The organism is Micromonospora sp. LHW51205 (genome assembly GCF_003315815.1).
Taxonomy (GTDB): Bacteria; Actinomycetota; Actinomycetes; order Mycobacteriales; family Micromonosporaceae; genus Micromonospora; species Micromonospora chalcea.
The window spans coordinates 332,214-350,019 of sequence record NZ_QMEZ01000004.1 but is presented as its reverse complement, the minus strand read 5'-3'; the positions used below and the strand labels follow the sequence as shown (position 1 = coordinate 350,019).

The 17,806-nt window shown below is 74.8% G+C and carries 19 protein-coding genes; 7 read left to right on the top strand and 12 right to left on the bottom strand.

Annotation, left to right across the window (positions count from 1 at the left end; genetic code table 11):
- Nucleotides 1–129: 129 nt before the first annotated feature.
- From DQE82_RS17580 to DQE82_RS17560, 4 genes are all read right to left on the bottom strand, one after another.
- Nucleotides 130–1,092: an anti-sigma factor RsbA family regulatory protein gene (locus tag DQE82_RS17580; RefSeq protein ID WP_043325136.1), complete on the bottom strand. Its 963-nt coding sequence runs from the start codon at nt 1,090–1,092 to the stop codon at nt 130–132.
- Entirely contained in the window at nt 1,089–1,916 is an 828-nt protein-coding gene (locus DQE82_RS17575; protein WP_113973230.1) for an MEDS domain-containing protein, read from the bottom strand. The genes DQE82_RS17580 and DQE82_RS17575 overlap by 4 nt, the downstream gene beginning before the upstream one ends.
- 23 nt (nt 1,917–1,939) lie before the next feature.
- The gene (locus DQE82_RS17570) at nt 1,940–3,049 is read right to left on the bottom strand and encodes a hypothetical protein (RefSeq protein WP_043330389.1); all 1,110 of its coding nucleotides are present in this window, start codon (nt 3,047–3,049) and stop codon (nt 1,940–1,942) included.
- A 570-nt stretch (nt 3,050–3,619) separates the two neighbouring features.
- Entirely contained in the window at nt 3,620–4,135 is a 516-nt protein-coding gene (locus DQE82_RS17560) for a 2'-5' RNA ligase family protein (RefSeq protein ID WP_043325134.1), read from the bottom strand.
- A gap of 100 nt (nt 4,136–4,235) precedes the next feature.
- Here DQE82_RS17560 and DQE82_RS17555 point away from each other — a divergent pair, with 100 nt between their 5' ends.
- The 3 genes from DQE82_RS17555 (at nt 4,236) to DQE82_RS17545 (ending at nt 7,353) form a co-directional block, all read left to right on the top strand.
- Nucleotides 4,236–4,742 (top strand): DinB family protein, encoded by a 507-nt coding sequence (locus DQE82_RS17555; protein ID WP_043330388.1) that lies wholly within the window; start codon nt 4,236–4,238, stop codon nt 4,740–4,742.
- Nucleotides 4,743–4,903: 161 nt separating this feature from the next.
- Nucleotides 4,904–5,278: an SCP2 sterol-binding domain-containing protein gene (locus DQE82_RS17550; RefSeq protein ID WP_043325133.1), complete on the top strand. Its 375-nt coding sequence runs from the start codon at nt 4,904–4,906 to the stop codon at nt 5,276–5,278.
- Nucleotides 5,275–7,353, top strand: a complete 2,079-nt coding sequence (locus DQE82_RS17545) for a glycogen debranching N-terminal domain-containing protein (protein ID WP_104115107.1) — start codon at nt 5,275–5,277, stop codon at nt 7,351–7,353. The genes DQE82_RS17550 and DQE82_RS17545 overlap by 4 nt, the downstream gene beginning before the upstream one ends.
- A 15-nt stretch (nt 7,354–7,368) precedes the next feature.
- On the opposite strand, the gene DQE82_RS17540 is transcribed toward DQE82_RS17545, so the two are convergent.
- Together DQE82_RS17540 and DQE82_RS17535 are read right to left on the bottom strand one after the other, a co-directional pair.
- Nucleotides 7,369–8,085: a Pr6Pr family membrane protein gene (locus DQE82_RS17540; protein WP_043325131.1), complete on the bottom strand. Its 717-nt coding sequence runs from the start codon at nt 8,083–8,085 to the stop codon at nt 7,369–7,371.
- A 25-nt stretch (nt 8,086–8,110) separates the two neighbouring features.
- Entirely contained in the window at nt 8,111–8,803 is a 693-nt protein-coding gene (locus tag DQE82_RS17535; RefSeq protein ID WP_113973229.1) for a hypothetical protein, read from the bottom strand.
- Between the two features lie 145 nt (nt 8,804–8,948).
- On the opposite strand from DQE82_RS17535, the gene DQE82_RS17530 reads away from it, so the two are divergent.
- Nucleotides 8,949–9,839, top strand: coding sequence for a DUF72 domain-containing protein (locus tag DQE82_RS17530; protein WP_113973228.1), 891 nt, complete (start codon nt 8,949–8,951; stop codon nt 9,837–9,839).
- Between the two features lie 36 nt (nt 9,840–9,875).
- Entirely contained in the window at nt 9,876–10,085 is a 210-nt protein-coding gene (locus DQE82_RS17525; RefSeq protein WP_113973227.1) for a GTPase activator, read from the top strand.
- Nucleotides 10,086–10,089: 4 nt separating this feature from the next.
- Here DQE82_RS17525 and DQE82_RS17520 read toward each other — a convergent pair whose 3' ends face one another.
- From DQE82_RS17520 to DQE82_RS17500, 5 genes are all read right to left on the bottom strand, one after another.
- Entirely contained in the window at nt 10,090–10,473 is a 384-nt protein-coding gene (locus DQE82_RS17520) for a hypothetical protein (protein ID WP_113973414.1), read from the bottom strand.
- A gap of 103 nt (nt 10,474–10,576) precedes the next feature.
- The gene (locus DQE82_RS17515) at nt 10,577–11,206 is read right to left on the bottom strand and encodes a hypothetical protein (RefSeq protein WP_113973413.1); all 630 of its coding nucleotides are present in this window, start codon (nt 11,204–11,206) and stop codon (nt 10,577–10,579) included.
- A gap of 98 nt (nt 11,207–11,304) precedes the next feature.
- Nucleotides 11,305–12,162 carry an alpha/beta fold hydrolase gene (locus DQE82_RS17510; RefSeq protein WP_113973226.1) on the bottom strand — a complete coding sequence of 286 codons (858 nt, stop codon included), beginning with the start codon at nt 12,160–12,162 and terminating at the stop codon, nt 11,305–11,307.
- Nucleotides 12,163–12,212: 50 nt separating this feature from the next.
- Nucleotides 12,213–13,430 carry a glycosyltransferase gene (locus tag DQE82_RS17505; protein ID WP_113973412.1) on the bottom strand — a complete coding sequence of 406 codons (1,218 nt, stop codon included), beginning with the start codon at nt 13,428–13,430 and terminating at the stop codon, nt 12,213–12,215.
- A gap of 400 nt (nt 13,431–13,830) precedes the next feature.
- Nucleotides 13,831–15,042 (bottom strand): globin domain-containing protein, encoded by a 1,212-nt coding sequence (locus tag DQE82_RS17500; RefSeq protein ID WP_113973225.1) that lies wholly within the window; start codon nt 15,040–15,042, stop codon nt 13,831–13,833.
- Nucleotides 15,043–15,197: 155 nt separating this feature from the next.
- On the opposite strand from DQE82_RS17500, the gene DQE82_RS17495 reads away from it, so the two are divergent.
- Nucleotides 15,198–15,635: an Rrf2 family transcriptional regulator gene (locus DQE82_RS17495; protein WP_064447467.1), complete on the top strand. Its 438-nt coding sequence runs from the start codon at nt 15,198–15,200 to the stop codon at nt 15,633–15,635.
- Nucleotides 15,635–16,267 (top strand): class I SAM-dependent methyltransferase, encoded by a 633-nt coding sequence (locus tag DQE82_RS17490; RefSeq protein WP_113973224.1) that lies wholly within the window; start codon nt 15,635–15,637, stop codon nt 16,265–16,267. The genes DQE82_RS17495 and DQE82_RS17490 overlap by 1 nt, the downstream gene beginning before the upstream one ends.
- 41 nt (nt 16,268–16,308) lie before the next feature.
- On the opposite strand, the gene DQE82_RS17485 is transcribed toward DQE82_RS17490, so the two are convergent.
- Nucleotides 16,309–17,565 (bottom strand): hypothetical protein, encoded by a 1,257-nt coding sequence (locus DQE82_RS17485; protein WP_043325125.1) that lies wholly within the window; start codon nt 17,563–17,565, stop codon nt 16,309–16,311.
- Nucleotides 17,566–17,806: the final 241 nt, after the last annotated feature.

The window sequence follows — 17,806 nt, the reverse complement described above, 5'->3', positions numbered from 1 at the left end:
TCCTCCGTCGGTTCGCCAGCGCCAGGCCGGCGGATGACCGCCCCGCAGGGCACGATGAGGCGCTACGGTACCGCGTCCGCGCGCGCGTCTCGCCCCGCCCCGCCCCTGCCCGGCCGACCGGCGTCGCGGTCAGACCGGGAAGTGCGGGTTCCCCGCCGTCAGACGGATGGTGAAGCCGCCCGCGTCGCGGTGGTGCGTCACGTGGTCGCAACTCTGGTGGCTGATCCAGAGACCCAACCCGCCGTCGGAGCCGTCACCGGCCGGCAACAGTCCGGCGTACGGATCCTTCGGCCCGGGGCCCCGGTCGTGGACGGTGACCACGATCCGGTCGGGCGCGCGCCACAGCCGCATCCGCACCGGCGGCTCGCCGTGCCGCAGCGCGTTGCTCACCACCTCGCTCACCGCGATGACCAGCCCGTCGGCGCTGTCCGGCGCGAGCAGGCCGTCGTCGGCGGCGCGCACCTCCGCCCGGGCCCGGGCCGGCGTCGGGTCGATCAGCTCGACCAGCGGCGTCGTCCGCTGCACCGGGTCCAGCGGCACCGGGCGGGGCTCGGTCAGGTAGCTCATCGGGTCGGTGTAGAGATCGGCCGTCTCGTGCCCGCCGTCCGGCCGCGCCACCCGGGGGTGGGTACGCGCCACGTCCGCCAGCACGTGCGACGGGGTGCTGCGGCGGTCGTAGGCGCAGATGCCCCAGAGCGGGAAGTCGTCGTAGACGTGGTTGATGGCCGACTCGTAGCGGGCCCACCAGTCCCAGGTCGAGCCGAGCAGCACCGGCGGCAGCTGGCCGACCATCCGGATCTGCGCCGCGCCCGCCGCCACGTAAGACGCGAGCAGTTCCCGGTAGGAGCGCAGCGCGACGCTGGGCCGGGCGTAGAGGTCCCCGACCGGCAGGAACGTGACCTCGGCGCCGGTGGGCAGCGCCCGGCGCACCAGCTCCGCGTTGCGCTCGTCCAGATTCACCGCCGTCGGCTCGCCGGCCGCGACCCCGTCCAGCAGGAACGGCAGCGCCACCGCCAGCAGCTCCTCGTCGGAGTCGTAGACGAACGCCTCGTGGAAGTAGCCCACGTGACCGGAGGCCGCGCCGCTCCTCATCCGAGCACCTCCACCCGTACCCCGGTCAGGCCGAGCAGCTCGACCAGCCGGGCCGGGGTCCGGTGCGGGGTGCGCAGCACCGCGACGGCGTCGTAGCGGCGGGCGTGGTCACGCAGGTGCAGCAGGCTGCGGTGATCCACGAAACGCAGCTCGGCGGCGTCGAACACGACCCGGCCCGCCACCGGCCGCGGGTCGGCCCGCTCCAGCGCGGCGGCGAAGTCCCGGTGGTTGGTCGGGTCCAGCTCGCCGGCCAGCGCCACCACCGAGTCGCCGTCGCCGGCGTGCAGCCGGAACAGCACGTCCGCGTTCGTCACCGGGTGCAGGCAGGCCAGCTCGGCGATTGCCGCGTCGCCGAGCTGCCGGCGGTCGTAGGCGCAGATCGCCGACATCGGCCGGTGCCGCATCCAGTGGTCGATGCGGTGCTCGTAACGGGCGAAGGCGTCCCGCTGGGCCGGGGTGCGGACCAGGCTCGTCGCCTCGGCCAGCACCCGCAGGCCGGTGTGCCCGGCGGTCAGCGCCTCGGTGGTGGCCCGCACGTACGCCCCGACCTGCCGGTTGGGGTCGACGATCTCGTCGTGCCGGTACGCCTCGCCGACGGGAACCAGCCGTAGCGCGTCCCGCCGGCGCGCGGCGTCGAGACCGGGAACCGAGGCCAGCCAGCCGGTGACAGTGGCACGATCCTCCGGACAGACCACCCAGACCTGCTCACCGGCGGCGAGACCGGCGCTGACCTGCTCGACCGTCAGCGCGCGCAGCGCCGCCGGGTCGTCGTAGGCGAGGCAGCCATGGGTGTAGCCCGGGTACGACACGCTCCCGCTGGTCACCGACTCCGCCTCATCGGCCCAGTCTATGCCGGGCCCACCTGGAGATCGCGCCAGGCCGTGGCCTCCGGCGGCGGGTCGCCCAGCTCGAACTCGGCCCAGTTGTTCCAGTACGCGATCGCGTCCACGTCGTTCTGCTGGCGCAGCCAGGTGACGTGGTCCCGGATCGTGCGCGCCCGGCCCGCGCCGGTGGTGTCGGTGGCGACGCGGGTCAGCCCGTACTCGGGGACCAGCAGCCGGATGCCCGGGTACGCGGCGCGCACCTTGCCGAAGGCCACCCCGAACATCCGCGAGGCGGGCCAGTACGCGGCCGTGTCCCGCGAGTAGCAGTCCACGCCGTAGTGGGTCATGCCCGGATAACCCCAGTCGGTCGGGTTGCCGCGTCCCTCGTCCAGCCAGTAGCGGGTCACGATCGGGCCGTGCCCGAGCACCCACCGCCGGTTGCGGTGCGCGGCCACGATCTGGGTCACCCGGCTCGCCGTCGCCCGGTACGTCGCCGGCGCCACGTCGCCCATCGGCTCGTGGTACCAGGTCAGGTAGATCGGGCGGCTCACGCCGTCGAGCCAGCTCGCCAACTGCTCGACGTCGTCCTTCCAGCTGACGTGCATGACGGCCGACGGCGCGTCGGCGAACTTGCCGGCGTTGAGCGCGGGCAGCTCCGGCAGCGTGTCCGCGTCCGGACCGTCAGTGCCGAAGTCGCGCATGTAACGGATGCCCGGGTAGTCGGCCACCGCCCGCTGGGTCCGCGCGCCCTTCTCGGCGCTCATCCCGACCAGCAGCGGCACGGTCAGCGTGGTGGTGCCCGTGCCGGTGCGGCCGGCGCCGTCACGCGCCGTCGCGGTCAGCGTCACCGTGCCCCGGCCGGCCAGCACGGTGACTGTGAAGCGGCCCGGTTCGGCGCTGCTGGGTGTGACCGTCACCCCCGGCGAGGCGCTGGCGAGCTGGACGGTCAGTGGCACGCTCAGATCCACCCGGACCGGGCTGTCCCAGGTGACGCCGGTGGGGTCGCTGACCCGGCCGGCGAGCGTCAGCAGCCGCGAGTCGGGGTGGTAGGCGTCGACCCGTACGGTGGTCGACTGCCCGGGCAGCAGGACGGTCTGGTCGGGGGTGACGGAACGGACGACGGGTGCGGCCATGAGGCTCTCCTTCGACGTGTTTCGCTGCCGCTCCAGCCGCACGTCCTCGGGTGGCCAGAATGGCTCTGACCTGCGCTTTTACCAGCTTGCGTCGGTTTTGCCGCGATCGTCAGGGCAGCCGCAGATGGCGCGAAACCCGGTCCCGCCACGCTGTCGCGCCCGCATCCTGAACCAATGTCGGGCACCGTGCGGGGAACGCGCGTACCGGCCTGCAGAACCGCCCGGCCGCCGGCCCGGCGGCGCACCGCCGTGAAAAAGGAACGGCCCACCCCGTCACGTCGCCGGTCCGGAACGCCGTACCGGCGTGCAGGCGTACGGTGCGGTGCGCGTCGGGGACCTGCGGCGGTGAGTCGCCGACGCCCATGTCCCGCAGCATCGGCCACAGCGCCTGCGAGCGGCTCGGTCATCGGGGCGACCCGTGTCCACAGCCGGACCACCCGACGTTCCTCCTCGACCTCACCCCGCAGTGACCCGCCCAAGATCGACACCGGTTCGGGGAAGTGGCTGCATCGGAGGTGGTCTGATGCGGCCAGCTCGCCGAGATGGTGTGGATCTTGGTGGGAGAGTGCGTCAGGGGAGGGGGTGGGAGATGTCTCGGGCGTGGTCGGCCACCGCCGCGCCGACCACCGTCGCGGTCAGCGGCAGCACCTCCAGGCACCGTCGCACCGCCGCCCCCATCAGCGGGTTCGGCACCCGCATGGACAGCGTGCAGTGCGGCACCCAGCGTCCCGGCCGGTAGTGCTCCACCACCTCGACACCGGCCCGGGCCAGCCGGTCGTGCACCTCGGCGTGGTGCGCCAGCAGCTCGGGCGTCGGCGCGAGACCGAGCCAGAGCACCCGGCCGACGAACTGCCCGGCGTGCTGGAACTCCAGCCGCAGCGGCGCGGCCACCACGGTTCCGGCGAGTGCCTCGGCGACGCGGTGCGGGTCCAGGCGGGGCGCCACCGCGAGCGAGACGTGCGGGCGGTGCCGCTGCGCCAGCAGTGACCGCAGGCTCGGCACCCCGTCGGACTCGAGCAGGTCCCACAGCACCCGGATCCGCCGGGTGGCGTCGGTGTCGAGATACAGCTCCAGCGCCGCGACCACCCGATCACAGTAGATGTCGGGTCCCGCGACGAGGTTTGCCGGGCACGCTGGGCGGTACTGCCCGGGAAGACGCACGAGACGGCAGGGGAGTGAGGTGCGCGTGGACGCGACGGATGTGCTGATCGAGGCGTACGGGCGGTTGCCCGATCTGGTCGCCGGGGCGCTCGACGGGCTCGACGCGGCCCAGCTGCGGCGGGCGCCGGCCGACGGGGCGAACCCGGTCGGCTGGCTGGTCTGGCACCTGACCCGGATCCAGGACGACCACGTCGCCGACGTGATGGGCGAGCCGCAGCTCTGGGCCGGCGGCGACTGGGCGGCGCGGTGCGGTCTGCGGCCCGACCGCGCCGACACCGGCTTCGGGCACGGCCCGGAGCAGATCGCCGCGGTACGCCCGGAGAACGGTGGCGTGCTGCTGGACTACCACCGGGCGGTGGTGGACCGGAGCCTGGACTACCTGCGCGGGCTGCGCCCGGCCGACCTGGACCGGGTGGTGGACGAGAACTGGGATCCGCCGGTGACGCTCGGGGTGCGGCTGGTGAGCGTGCTCGACGACGACTTCCAGCACGTCGGCCAGGCCGCCTACGTGCGCGGGCTCATCCTGGGCTGAGCGCCGCCCGGCCCCGTCCCAGCGGGCCCGTCCGGCCGCTGCCGGGTCACCGCCGCGGCTCACCCGGACCGGGTGAGTTCGCCTCACCCGGGGCGCGGGGATCCTCGCGGCACGGCCGGCGCCGTCAGGCGGGTGGCCGCGACGACCGACGAGGAGGCCCGATGAGCGTCTCGGCCGCGGAACACCTGACCCGGGCCGCCGCCGGCCGGAACCCCGACCTGCCCGAGACCACCTGCGGCACCATTCGCCTGGACCTGCACGACGACGGCCGCACCGAGCACTGGTACCTGACCGTCGACCGTCAGGACGTCCGGGTGGACCGGCTCTCCGCGGACGCCGACCTGGTGGTCCGCGCGGACCGGGAGGTGTTCGACCGGATGGCGGCGGGCCTCCTGCATCCGGCCGCCGCGCTGCTGCGCAACGACATCGCCGTCGAGGGCGACCTCAAGCTGCTGATGGCGCTGCGCCGGATCTTCCCCGGGCACCCGGACGCCCGGCATCCCCGGGAGGCGGCCGGGCAGGCGGTGGCCCGATGAAGCAGGAGCTGGTCCACGTCCTCGCCGGAAACGCCTTCGCGGTCAGTGACGCGCAGGGCGACATGGAGATCGACCCCAGCGCGCCGATCGGTCTCTTCTCCTTCGACACCCGGTTCCTGAGCCACTGGGTGCTCACCGTCGACGGCGAGCGGCTGAACGCGTTGTCCCGCGACGACCTGACCTACTTCGAGACCCGTTTCGTGCTGGTGCCCGGCGCAGCCAGCCACTATGTGGACGCCGACGTGTCGGTGATCCGGCACCGCCTCATCGACGAGGCGTACCACGAGAGCATCACGGTGCTCAACCACTCACCCGAGCCCGCCGAGTACACGGTGCGGCTGGAGATGGGCAGCGACTTCGCCGACACGTCGGAGATCCTGCGTCCCGGCCCGCGCCGGCCGACGATCGTCCCCGATCCGGCCGGGCAGCGGTTGTGGATCCGGTACGAGCGCGGGCGGTTCTCCCGGGGGACGTGCGTCTCCAGCTCGGCCCCGGCGCAGGTGGACCGGAGCGGGATGACCTTCCGGATCCGCGTCGAGCCGCAGGGCGCGTGGCACGTCGACCTGCACGTCGAGATGATCATCAAGGGGGCCCGGGGGCGGGACCTGCGGGCGAGCATCGACTCCCACCGGCAGCAGGTCCGGCAGGACATGCGCGACGACCTGCGGCGGTGGCTCGACCAGGCCCCGCAACTGGTCTCCGACCGCCCGGCGCTGACCGCCGCCTACCGGCAGGCGCTGAACGACCTGGCCGCGCTGCGGTACACGCCGCTGGCGTACGTCGACCGGGTGCCGGTCGGCGGGCTGCCCTGGGCGATGACGCTGTACGGGCGGGACGCGCTGATCACCTGCCTCCAGACGCTCCCGTTCACGCCCGAGCTGACCCCGGCCACGCTGCACATGCTGGCGATGCTGCAGGGCGGCCGGCTCGACGACCTGCGCGAGGAGGAGCCCGGCAAGATCCTCGCCGAGCTGCGGTACGGCGAGGCGGCCGCGTTCGACGAGCAGCCCACCGCGCTCTACTACGGCGCGGCCGACACCACGCCGCTGTTCGTGATCCTGCTCGACGAGTACGAGCGCTGGACCGGTGACGTCGACCTGATCCACGAGCTACGTCATCCGGCCCGGATGGCGCTGGACTGGCTGACCCGCTACGGCGACCTGTGCGGCGACGGCTACCTGCGTTACCACCCGCGTAACACGGCGAGCGGAGTGGCCAACCAGACCTGGCGCAACTCCCCGGACTCGGTGGTCGACCGGCACGGCGTCGTGCCGCCGTACCCGCGCGCCACCTGTGAGCTTCAGGGGTACGCGTACGACGCGCGGATCCGCGGCGCCCGGCTGGCGCGGGAGTTCTGGGGCGACCCGGGCTACGCCGAGCGCCTGGAGGCCGACGCGGCGCGGCTGCGGGAACGGTTCGATCGCGACTTCTGGCTGCCGCACCGGGGCTACTACGCGCTGGCCCTCACCCCGGACGGCGAGCCCGTCGACGCGCTCACCTCGCATCTCGGCCACCTGCTGTGGAGCGGCATCGTCGAGCCGGAACGCGCCGACTCGCTGGCCGGGCACCTGTGCGGGCCGGACCTGTACTCCGGCTGGGGCATCCGCACCTACGCCGAGGGGCAGTTGCCGTACAACCCGGTGGGCGCGCATCTCGGCGCGGTCTGGCCGTGGGACAACGCGATCGTCGCGGCGGGCCTGCGGCGGTACGGCTACGAGGCGGAGGCGGGCGACATCGCGGCCGGCGTGTTCGCGGCGGCGGAGACGCTCGGCGGCTCGATCCCGGAGGCCTTCGCCGGCTACCCCCGCGGGGTCACCAAATACCCGGTGCAGATGCCGGATGCCGGGCGGCCGCAGTCGTGGGCCGCGAGCGGCCTGCTGATGTTGCTCTCGACCATGCTGGGGCTGCGCCCCTGCGGAGACAACCTGCTGGTGAACCCGGCGGTCCCGGCCGGGTACGGGCGGATCGAGCTGCTCGACGTGCCGGGCCGGTGGGGACGGGCCGACGCGTACGGCCGGGAGCGCGGCACGAGCCGGCGGCTGCGGGCGGGCGTGGACGCCCGGCGGGCCGCTTGACCCGCCCGGCGTCCGTCAGCCCGAGCCGGTGGGTTCCCGCGAGGCGGGCCGGACCGGCGCCGGCGGGTCGGCCGACGCGGGCGCGGACGGCGGGGACTGCGCCGTCCCGGCCCGGGCGAGCAGCCGGTCCACGCCCACGAACAGCAGTCCCAGCAGCCAGAACGCGAGGGCGAACCCGATCGCGCTCACCGTCACGCCGTCGTAGCCGAGTTGGCCCGCGTCCAGGAACGGGTACGGGTAACGGTCCACCACCAGACCGCGTACCAGCGCGAACCCGAGATACGCCAGCGGGAACGCCAGCCACCAGGCGGCGTAGCGCGGGCGCAACCGGCCACGTCTGTCGAACAGCGCCCAGTCGGCGATCGCCAGCAGCGGCACCACCGTGTGCAGGAACTGGTTGCCCCACCACTCGCCCGGTTGCCGGTCCGGCTGCGCCATGGCGAACGGGCTGGCCGGGTTGGCCAGCACCAGGTGGTAGACCGTGCCGGTGATGGTGATGTAGAGGGTCACCGCTCCCTTGAGGACGCTCGGCGGCTCCGGCCGGCCGCGCAGCGCGCACCAGGCGGCGTAGCCGGCGAGGACGCCGACAGCCACGTTGCTCTGGATGGTGAAGTACGGCAGCAGGCCGGTCAGCGTGGCCGGGCCGAGCGCGGTGAGCACGATGCCGGCCAGCACGGCGAGCACCACTGCGAGGCGGAGAAGGATCGCCGGTCGGCGACGCCGGGGGGTCACGGAGGCACAAGTTACCAGCCGGTCGTCAGCCGGTACGCCGCCCGGGCGGGGTGCCATCGGGCCGCTTCGCCTGCCCCGGCGGGAGGACGTCCGCCCCCGGCGGCCCGACCGACGGCTGGACCGGATGAGCGGATCTGCCGCCGCCCCGCCCGCCGTCGGCCTTCCCCGGCGGGTCGTCGTCGCCCAGCAGCGCGGCGCAGTAGTCCGGCACGCGCTCGTGGCCCCCGGCCGCGGCGACGAGGTCGCTGAACGCGGGGGTGGCCAGAGCGCGCCTCCGGTCCGCTTCGGCGAGGGCCCGGTACGCGACGCAGAGTCCGGGCGGCGCGGACTGCTGCGCCGCCCGGGTAGCCGGTGAGAGGGCCGGCAGGGCGGGGCGGGCCGACGGCACGGGCGGCGCGGCGCCGACCGGCGTCGCCGCCGGGCGCGCGACGTGCGGCAGGTTCCCGGTCGCGGCGAGCGCGACGCCGCCGGTGAGGGACGCGGCGAGCGCGGACACGGCCACCCGGACGCCGAAGCGGACGCGGCGGCGACGGCGTGCCCGCCGGGCCTCCCGGAACCCCGCGACGGCTGCCGCCTCCCCGTCGAGTTCGCCCGTGCCGGGCGCGGTCCGGACCGCGGCCAGTACAGCCACCAGCCCCGGCGGAGCGGACGGCGTGTCGCCGGGGCGGCCGGCGAGCAGCCGCTCGACGGTTTCCTGGTCCAGGCCGGATGCGTCCATCTCGTGACCCTCAGCGCCGCCACCCGGCCCCGCGTCACACTTCGGCGCGGCGGAACGCCGGTGAGGCCGGTCACCCCGGTGCCGGTCACGGCCCGCACGGCATCTCCGGTTGCCGATGTCCGGCGGTCGCGGTGAACTGAATTACATGGGTGTCATCAAGGTGGGCACGTCCTCCTGGGCCGACCAGATGCTGGTCCGCTCCGGGTGGTATCCGCGCGGCGTCAACACGCCCGCCGGCCGGCTGGGTTTCTACGCCGAGCGCTTCGGACTGGTCGAGGTGGACACGTCGTACTACGCGGTGCCAGCGCCGGAGACGACGGCGGGCTGGGCGGCCGCGACGCCGGACGGATTCACCTTCGACGTCAAGGCGTTCCGCCTGTTCACCGGCCACCACACCCCGATCGACGCGCTGCCGAAGGATCTGCGCCCGGCCGGCGGCCCGAACCGGATCCGCTGGCGCGACCTGCCCGCCGGGGCGTACGACGAGTTGTGGGTCCGGTTCCACGCGGCGCTGGCGCCGCTCGCGGCGGCCGACCGGCTCGGCGCCGTGCTGTTGCAGTTCCCGCCGTGGCTGGCCCGCGGCGACGCGGCCCGGCGGCGGATCCTGGACGCGGCACGCCGCTGCCGCCCCTGGCCGGTCACCGTCGAGCTGCGGCACTCCTCCTGGTTCGACGGGGACGCGATGGCCGAGACGGTGACGTTCCTGCGCGAGCACGACCTCGGGTACGCCTGCGTGGACATGCCGCAGGGGCACGTCTCCTCGGTGCCGCCGGTCCTGGTCGCCACCACCGATCTGGCCGTGATCCGGTTCCACGGGCACAGCACGGCCTGGGAGAGCGGCGACAAGCAGGAGCGGTTCCGCTACGCCTACGGCGAGCGGGAGCTGCGGCACTGGTCGGTGCTGCTGCGCGAGCTGGCCGACCAGTGCGCCGAACTGCACGTGCTGATGAACAACTGCTGCGGCGACCAGGCCCAGCGCGACGCCGCGAGCCTGGCCGACCTGCTCGGCGTCGCCCCGGCCGCCGCGCGCGCCTGAGGTTTTCCCGGCTTCCTCCCGGGTACCGCCGGGTTCGTGGACGACCGCGAAGGGGGATCGGTGGAGCAGCGGCGCGACGAGGACGAGCGGGACCCGCGGGCGACCCGGGAGGCCGAGGAGGCGCACGGCGGCAGCATGGCGCCGAGCCTGGTCGACGACACCGGGCACCCGGTGGCCGAGTCACCGGTGCCGGACAACGAGCCGTCCGCGCTCGGCAGCCCGGACGAGGACGGCACCGGCTCCTGAGCTCTCACTGACGCGTCTCCGGACGCATCCCGGTCGCCTCCTCCAGCGCGTTGTCGCCGAGGTCGCCGTCCGCGCGGTCGTCCGGGAACGTCCGCGCCGACGGGGCCGGGTCCGGCGGCGCGCCCGGCCCGGCCTCCGGCGTCCGGGTGGGTTCGACGGTCCCGAACCCGTGCCGGCCCGTCTTCGGGCCGCCCGGTCCTGCGCCGGCCGCCCGGCGTTCACCGAGCCGTCCCTCGGGCACCGCCGTCTCCTCGCTGCCCTCGTCCATCGGGTCGTCGTCGCCCGCGCCCCACGGCGGGTCGGCGTCGAAGCCGCCGGTGCTGCCCCACGGCGCGGCCGACTCCGGCCCGCGCCCGTCGCCCGTACCCGGGCGGTCCCTGCTGGTCATGGTCACCTCACCTTGGCTGCTGGCCACCGGCGTGGCCGGTCCGGTCCCGGTGCACCGCGCGGCCGGCGACCCACCCCGATGTGGGTCGTCGGCCGCGCGGTGGTCAGCGGGTCGCCCCGACCAGGTGACGGCCGGCCGCGCCCACGGCGGCGACCTTGCCGATGTTCTTCGGCGCGGCCATCAGCCCGCCCGCGCGGTCCAGCATGCCCCGGAACACCTGCCCCGGCTTCTGCTGCTCACCCATGTACGCCGACACCACTACCAGCGCGCCGGTCATCGCCGGCACCGCCCACTGGAGCAGCTTCATCTGCCGCTGGCTGGCGCCGACGTTCGCCGGGGTGTGGTGGTTCGGCTCGGTGGTCCCCTCGACCGGCGGTCCGCCGGCCCGCTCCAGCCGCCTGCCGACCAACCGGCTGTAACCGGTCACCGCCAGCGCGCCGACCGTCAGCGCGGTCTTCACCGCGCTCATCTTCCCCACGCCCGCCTGGCGGGCCATCCGCGGGCTCTCGGTGACCAGCTCACCGACCGCGCCGGCAAGGTGCGCCCCGATCGCCGCCGCGTTGACCGGCGTCCACCGCGCCCACCCGGCCGAGGCCACCGGCAGCCGTTCGGTCGTGTCGTTGATCCGCGCCGCCGCGCCGTTCACGCCCAGCGCCCCCATCAGGGAACCGCCGAACCAGGCCGCCAGGCCCAGGTCGTGCATCGAGCGCAGCGTGGTGTGCCGTTCTGACATCAGATCCCCCTCCGCCGTGTTCGGGCGGTGCGGCATACCCACGATCGGGCGACTCACGCCCGGGCGTGGCTCACCGGCGGGGAGCGTGCCGGCTCGGCTCAGCGGCGGGGGAGCGTGCCCGCGAACGCGGCGATCCGGGCGGCCAGCGGCGCCGACGCGCGTACCCAGGTGAAGTGGTCGAGCGGCGCGCCCGCCTCGGCGACCGTGTAGCGGTGCCGCGTCACCGGCGCGCCGGCCAGCTTCCCGCAGAGGTGGTCGAGCGTCTCGTGCGGCGTGTACTGGTCGTCGTCGACGCTGACCGCGAGCACCGGCGTGCGGATCCGCCGCACGGCGGCCTCCGTGTCCACCCCGTCCAGCGCCGGGAACCGGCCGGTGCGGGCGGTGTGCGCCCAGTCCCGGATCACGCCGGCGGCCTGCCGGCCGCCGAAACCCCAGCCGGGCCAGACGCCGAGCAGCCGCGCCGTCGCGGCGATCCCCTGGGTGTACGGCAGCACGCCCCACCCGCGCAGACCCGGGTACGTCCGCCACCACGGCAGCCCCACCGCCACCAGGGCCAGCCCGTCCACCCGGTCGTCGTCGTCCAGCGCCTGGTGCAGCACCGCCACCTGACCGCCCAGGGAGTGCCCGAGCAGCAGCCGGGTGCGGCCGTCCAGCCGGGGCTTGAGCGCGTCGAGCACGGCGCCGACGTCGGCGGCCATCTCCTGGTAGCCGTACCGGCAGGCGCGCGACGGCGCGGGGGTGCTCTCGCCGGTGCCGCGCAGGTCGGCCACGATCACCGCGAGCCCGGCCTCGCGCAGCGCGGCGGCGAACGGCCGGTAGTAGCGGGCGCGCACACCCATCGCGGGCCAGATCAGCACCACCGGCGCGCCGGGCGGACCGGCCGGCTCCGGGTAGACCTGCACGCCGATGCGCGCGCCGTCGACGTCCACGAACTCCTGGATGTAGTCCCCGCTCACCCGGATCAGGGTACGGCCCGAACCCTACCGGTGGGTAGCAAGGGGTCGCCTCACGCCACCGCCGGTGCGGGCCGCGCCGCGGTCGTCAGCGCGCCGTAGACGGCGACGAGCTGCTCCGCGCAGCGCCTCCAGGAGTACCGGCTGCGGACGCGGTCGAGCGCGGCGGTGGCGTACGCGAACCGGCGCACGTTGTCGCCGAGCAGCCGCCGCAGCGCGGTGCCCAGCGCGCGGGGGTCACGCGGCGGCACCAGGTCGCCGGTGAGCCCGTCCACCACGCTGTCGGCGATGCCGCCCACGTTCGTGCCGATCACCGGCACACCGCAGGCCATGCCCTCCAGCGGGGTGAGCCCGAACGGCTCGTACCAGGGTGCGGCCACGAGCACGTCCGCCGACCGGTACCAGGCGGCCATCTCCTCGCGCGGCACGCCGCCGAGCAGCCGTACCCGGTCGGCCACGCCGCACGAGTCGGCGAGCGCGGACAGCCGGCGGGCGAACGTGTCGGCGGGCAGCAGGTGGGCCGGCGGGCCGCCGACCACCACGCACTCCGCGTCCGGCACCGCTGGTAGCGCCCGGACCACGTCCAGGAAGCCCTTGCGTTCGACCATCCGCCCGACGGTGAGGATGCGCGGGCGGGCCGGGTCGCGGGGCGCGACCGGGCCGTCCGGGCGGAACACCGCCTCGTTGACGCCGGACGGCACGAGGGCCATCCGGGACCGGGGTACGCCCATCCGGACCAGTTCGGCGACCTCGTCGGAGCACTGCACGACGACCCGGTCCACGGCCCGGCCGAGCGCCCGCTCGTAACCGGCGCGCCCCGGTGGACCGGTGTCCGGCACGCCCTGGTGACGACGCTTGACCGTGCCGAGCGAGTGGTACGTCAACACGGTCGGCACGCCGGTGCGACGGCTCGCGTGCACGGTGGCCAGCCCGCTCGTCCAGAAGTGCGCGTGCGCCACGTCCGGGGTCCAGCCGCCGCGCCGCCAGGTGTCGGCCAGCCGGCCCCCGAACTCGCCCGTGTACGGCAGCAGGTCGGCCTTCGGCACCCGCCGCGCGGGACCGGCCGGCACGTGGCACACCTGATAGCCGTCGGGCGCGTCGACCGCCTCGGGCAGCGCGGGGGAGTCACGACGGGTGTAGACGCGGACGTCGTGGCCGGCGACGGTGAGCGCGGACGCGAGTTCAGCCACATGCGTGTTCTGGCCGCCCGCGTCCTCCGCGCCGGGCGCGGCGAGCGGGCTGGCGTGCTGGGAAATCATCGCGATGCGCATGTTCTCGTCCTCCAGGATCCGGTCCCAGTCGGCGAGGAATCGGTCCGGACCGGACCGATTCCTCGCCACCTCGCGTGCCCGTGCGCCGAGTCGGTACGCGGCGTCGGCGCCCTCGGTCAGCCGGCGCGCCGCCTCCACGAGCGTGTCGACGCGGGTGGCCGGCGCCCCGGCTTCCGGTGGGACGGCGTCCACCGCTTCCGAGGGGGCCGGAAGATCGCGTTGATACCGGGGACGCGCATGGAGAGACCCGTACCCTCGGCCTGCGCCCCTAACCAGGAGATCGTCGACTTCTCCGCGCGCCGCCCGCTCCGCTGTGGAGGCTCGCGGCCCTGGCCAGGGCATCGACGCGTGCCCCGTACCGAAGAACGGGTCCACGGAGGTCCTGTTTCGCCGCGGGGCGTCAGCCCGGCAGCATCCCCGGGCCGAACACCTCGTAGGCGATCCGCTCGCCCGGCACGCCCCGGCGCAGCAGGTTGGCCCGGACCAGGTTCATGAACGCCACCGGGCCGCACAGGTGCGCGGTCACCCCGGCGGGCAGCGCGAGCCGGTCCGGGTCGATCAGTCCGGCGGACACCTCGGCCTTCAGTCCGGGCAGGTCGGCCCCGGCGGCGTCCAGATACCAGAGGTGGAGGACCAGGTTCGGCAGCCGCTGCTGCAGCGCGGGCAGTTCGTGGCGCAGCGCGTGCGCCTCGGCGGCGCGGTCGGCGTGCGCCAGCGTCACCCGGCGTCCCGGATCCCGGTCGGCCAGGTGGGCCAGCGCCGCCATCGCCGGCGTGAGTCCGATCCCGGCGCTGACCAGCAGCAGCGGCCCGTCGCCGCCGGCCGCGTCAACCTCGCCGAACGCCGGGCTCAGTCGCAGCGTGTCGCCGACCGTCACCCGGTCGTGCAGGTGACCGGAGACCATCCCGTCGGGCGCGCCGCCCTCGCCGCGTACCCGCTTCACGGTGATCCGCCACTGGTCGGCGCCGGGACGGCCGGAGAGGCTGTACTGGCGGATCTGCTGTCCCCGGCCGCCGTCCAGGTCGACGGCGACCGAGACGTACCGGCCGGGGGTGAAGCCGGGCGCGGCGCCGCCGCCGGCCGGCGCGAAGGTGAGCGAGACGACGTCGGCGCTCTCCCGGGTCCGGCCGGTGACCCGCCAGTCCCGCCACACCGGACCGCCCTCCGGTACGCCGGCGCCCGCGTAGAGCCGCGCCTCGCGGGCGATCAGCTCGCAGGCCAGCAGCCAGTAGACCTCGTCCCAGGCGGCGGCCACCTCCGGGGTGACGCCGTCGCCGAGCACCTCGGCGACGGCGGCGAGCAGGTGCCGGCCGACGATCGGGTACTGGGTGGCGGTGATGCCGAGGGAGGCGTGCTTGTGCGCGATCCGGTCCAGGACCGGCCCCCACGGCATGCCGCCGTCGCCGGTCAGGTGCGCCGCGTACGCGACCACCGCCGAGGCGAGCGCGGCCTTCTGCGCGCCGGTGGCCTGGTTGCCCCGGTTGAACAGGTCCAGCAGGTCCGGGTGGGCGTCGAACATCCGCTGGTAGAAGCGGCCGGTGATGGCCTCGCCGTGTGCCCGCACGACGGGCAGGGTGGCGGTCACGATCGCTGCTGAGGATTCCGTGAGCACTACCGAATCTCCTTCCGGGGCTCGAACAGGTCGATCCCCACGAAACAGGATTTCTGGATTCCTCTTTTAGGGTCGAAGGTCCCGGGAGGGCGGTGGCATGGGTCACCGTGAATCTGCCTGTGTCGCCGAGGGCACCGAATGGCTAGGGTCGGTGCGTGAGGCTCAACCGGTCGACAGACATGGCGCTGCGGATCGCCATGCTCACCGCCGCGTCCCCGGTCCGGGCCACAGTCGACGAACTCGCCACCCGGCTCGCGCTGCCCCGCAGCCACGTCGCCAAGGTGGTGCAGCGGCTGCAACGCATCGGCGTCCTGGTCACCATCAGAGGCCGCTCCGGCGGCGTCGCCTTCGCCGAACACGCCGGTGACCTCACCGTCGGCCAGGTGGTCCGCGCCTTCGAGGGCGACGGCGAGGTGGTCAACTGCGCGCAGCCGGTCTGCCCGCTCATCGCGGAGTGCCGGCTGCGCGGCGAGCTGCGCCGCGCCCAGGCCGCCTTCCTCGCCGTGCTCGACGGCGTACGCCTCGGCGACCTGGTCGACGGATCCGCCGGCCCGCTCCTGCTCAGCCTCGGCGCGCCACCGGCCGGTCGCTGATGGCCGTCTCCCATCCGATCTTCGCCCGGCTCTTCGCCCGCGCCAGCGTCGCCATGGACCAGGCCGGCGTGGCCGGGCACCGGGCCCGCCTGGTCGCCGGGCTGCGCGGCCGGGTGGTCGAGGTCGGCGCCGGCAACGGCCGCAACCTCGCGCACTACCCGGCGAGCGTGACCGGCGTGCTCGCCGTCGAGCCGGAACCCCACCTGCGCGCGCTGGCCCACGCCGCCGCGCCGGGCGCCCCGGTCCCGGTCACCGTCGCCGCCGGGCTGGCCGAGGAACTGCCGGTCGCCGACGGCGCCGCCGACGCGGTGGTGGTGTCGCTGGTGCTCTGCTCGGTGCCAGACCAGGCGGTCGCGCTGCGCGAGGCGCGGCGGGTGCTGCGGCCCGGCGGCGAGCTGTGCTTCTACGAACACGTGGTGGCCGCCACGCCCGGCCTGCGCCGGGCCCAGCGCCTGGCCGACGCCACGCTCTGGCCGCTGTTCTGCGCCGGCTGCCACACCGCCCGGGACACGGTGGCCGCGATCCGCGCCGCCGGTTTCGAGGTGACCGCGCTGGACCGCTTCCGCTTCCCGCCGACCGGGCTGCCGGCCCCGGCCTCGCCGCACGTGCTCGGCGCCGCGATCCGGGCCTGACGCCGGACCGGGCCGGTTCGTCCCGGCCCGGTCCGGCGTGCTCAGCTCACATTCACCGTGCCGTCCGGGGCACGGACGCAGGAGACGGTACGGGCGCCGGTGGCCGCCGCCCCGGCCAGGCACCGGCCGAGCACCTTGTGCCCGGCGGCGTTCGGGTGCCACGACTCCTGGCAGGTCTGGAAGTACGTGCCGCAGGCGTTGGCGATCCGCTGGATGTCGAGCTTGTCGAACCCGGAGAGACTGGTGACGAACGTGCCGGTCGGGCCGTCCATCAGCCGGATCGGCGTGGCCAGGGCGTTGCCCGGGCTACCGGTCGACTCGCAGAGCCGGGCCCCGTCGAACGCGCGCTGCACGTTCAGGTAGACCAGGTCGTCCTGCGGGAACTCGTTGGCGAGCGTGCCACGTACCGAGCTGACCAGCGTGCCGAGCCCCTGCGAGAAACGGTGCCCGGGCGCCAGGCTGGCCCGGTGGATCGGGCACCCGGCCGCGTACCGCTCGGCGCCCAGCGCGCGGAACTTGTCCCGGGTGTCGTCCCGGCTGTCCTCGGTCCAGTAGCTCTGCTCCAGCTCGAACGGCAGCGGGTTGGTGTAGTCCTGGAACACCACCCGGTGCTGGCCGTCGGCGTCGATCTCGTCCAGCGTGGTGAGCAGTTGCCGCAGCGCCGTGGTGGTCTCCGCGGTGGCGGCGGCGAACTGCGCGGCGGTGCCCAGGTCGGCGTCGGTGCACGGCTTCTGCTCCACCGGCCCGCCCAGGTACGCCCAGAACTCCCACCAGCCGGTCCAGGCGTCGGCGATGAACCGGTTGGCGCACTTCTCCGCCACGCTGCCGAAGGTGAACGAGCTGTTGTTCGAGCCGAGGCCGACGAGCACCAGGTCGATGTCGTGGGTCCGGGCCACCGACCGGAGCTGGTCGAGCTGGGCGGCCACCTGCCGTCCCTTGGCCCGCGTCGACGAGGCGTTCGCGATGTCGTACGGCTGGCCGCCCGAGCAGGCCAGGTTGAACCGCGCGGAGATGCCGGGCAGGTTCGCCTGGAACAGCGAGGCGTTCGGCGATCGGTGGCAGAAGTAGGCGTTGGCGTTGGCGGCGGACCAGCCGGGGAAGCCCTGGGCCACCCCGTTGACGTCCACCACCGGCGCGTACGCCCCGGCGCCCTCGCCGCTGATGAAGCTGTCTCCCAGCGCCACCGCGGCGGTGGGCAGCGCGGCGGCAGCCGGCTGGGCGGGCGCCGCGGCGGCGGGTAACGCCACCGCGGCGAGCGCCAGCGCCGCCGCGAGCGCGGAACGACGGAACACGGACATGCCCGACCTCCCAGACATCGAAACGTGAAAGATTCTTTGGGATGGCGATCAGATCACGCGCGTGTGACGGGCGTCAATGCCCTGACACCTGCGACGGGTCGCCGGGGAAGACATCGGGCGTGCGGATCGTTGTGCCGCCTGGACGCCCCGTCCGCCCGCCGGACCGCCGTACGCGGCGGCGGCGCGGACCCGGCCGCGAGGCCGATCGCGCAACGCACCGCCCCGGTACCGCCGACCTGTC

Coding starts and splice junctions, on each gene's coding strand:
- DQE82_RS17570 (WP_043330389.1), bottom strand. CDS start 3,049: ATGGCCGCACCCGTCGTCCGTTCCGTCACCCCCGACCAGACCGTCCTG.
- DQE82_RS17535 (WP_113973229.1), bottom strand. CDS start 8,803: ATGGACGCATCCGGCCTGGACCAGGAAACCGTCGAGCGGCTGCTCGCC.
- DQE82_RS17490 (WP_113973224.1), top strand. CDS start 15,635: ATGGCCGTCTCCCATCCGATCTTCGCCCGGCTCTTCGCCCGCGCCAGC.
- DQE82_RS17505 (WP_113973412.1), bottom strand. CDS start 13,430: ATGCGCATCGCGATGATTTCCCAGCACGCCAGCCCGCTCGCCGCGCCC.
- DQE82_RS17515 (WP_113973413.1), bottom strand. CDS start 11,206: ATGTCAGAACGGCACACCACGCTGCGCTCGATGCACGACCTGGGCCTG.
- DQE82_RS17485 (WP_043325125.1), bottom strand. CDS start 17,565: ATGTCCGTGTTCCGTCGTTCCGCGCTCGCGGCGGCGCTGGCGCTCGCC.
- DQE82_RS17530 (WP_113973228.1), top strand. CDS start 8,949: ATGGGTGTCATCAAGGTGGGCACGTCCTCCTGGGCCGACCAGATGCTG.
- DQE82_RS17520 (WP_113973414.1), bottom strand. CDS start 10,473: ATGACCAGCAGGGACCGCCCGGGTACGGGCGACGGGCGCGGGCCGGAG.
- DQE82_RS17580 (WP_043325136.1), bottom strand. CDS start 1,092: ATGAGGAGCGGCGCGGCCTCCGGTCACGTGGGCTACTTCCACGAGGCG.
- DQE82_RS17545 (WP_104115107.1), top strand. CDS start 5,275: ATGAAGCAGGAGCTGGTCCACGTCCTCGCCGGAAACGCCTTCGCGGTC.
- DQE82_RS17550 (WP_043325133.1), top strand. CDS start 4,904: ATGAGCGTCTCGGCCGCGGAACACCTGACCCGGGCCGCCGCCGGCCGG.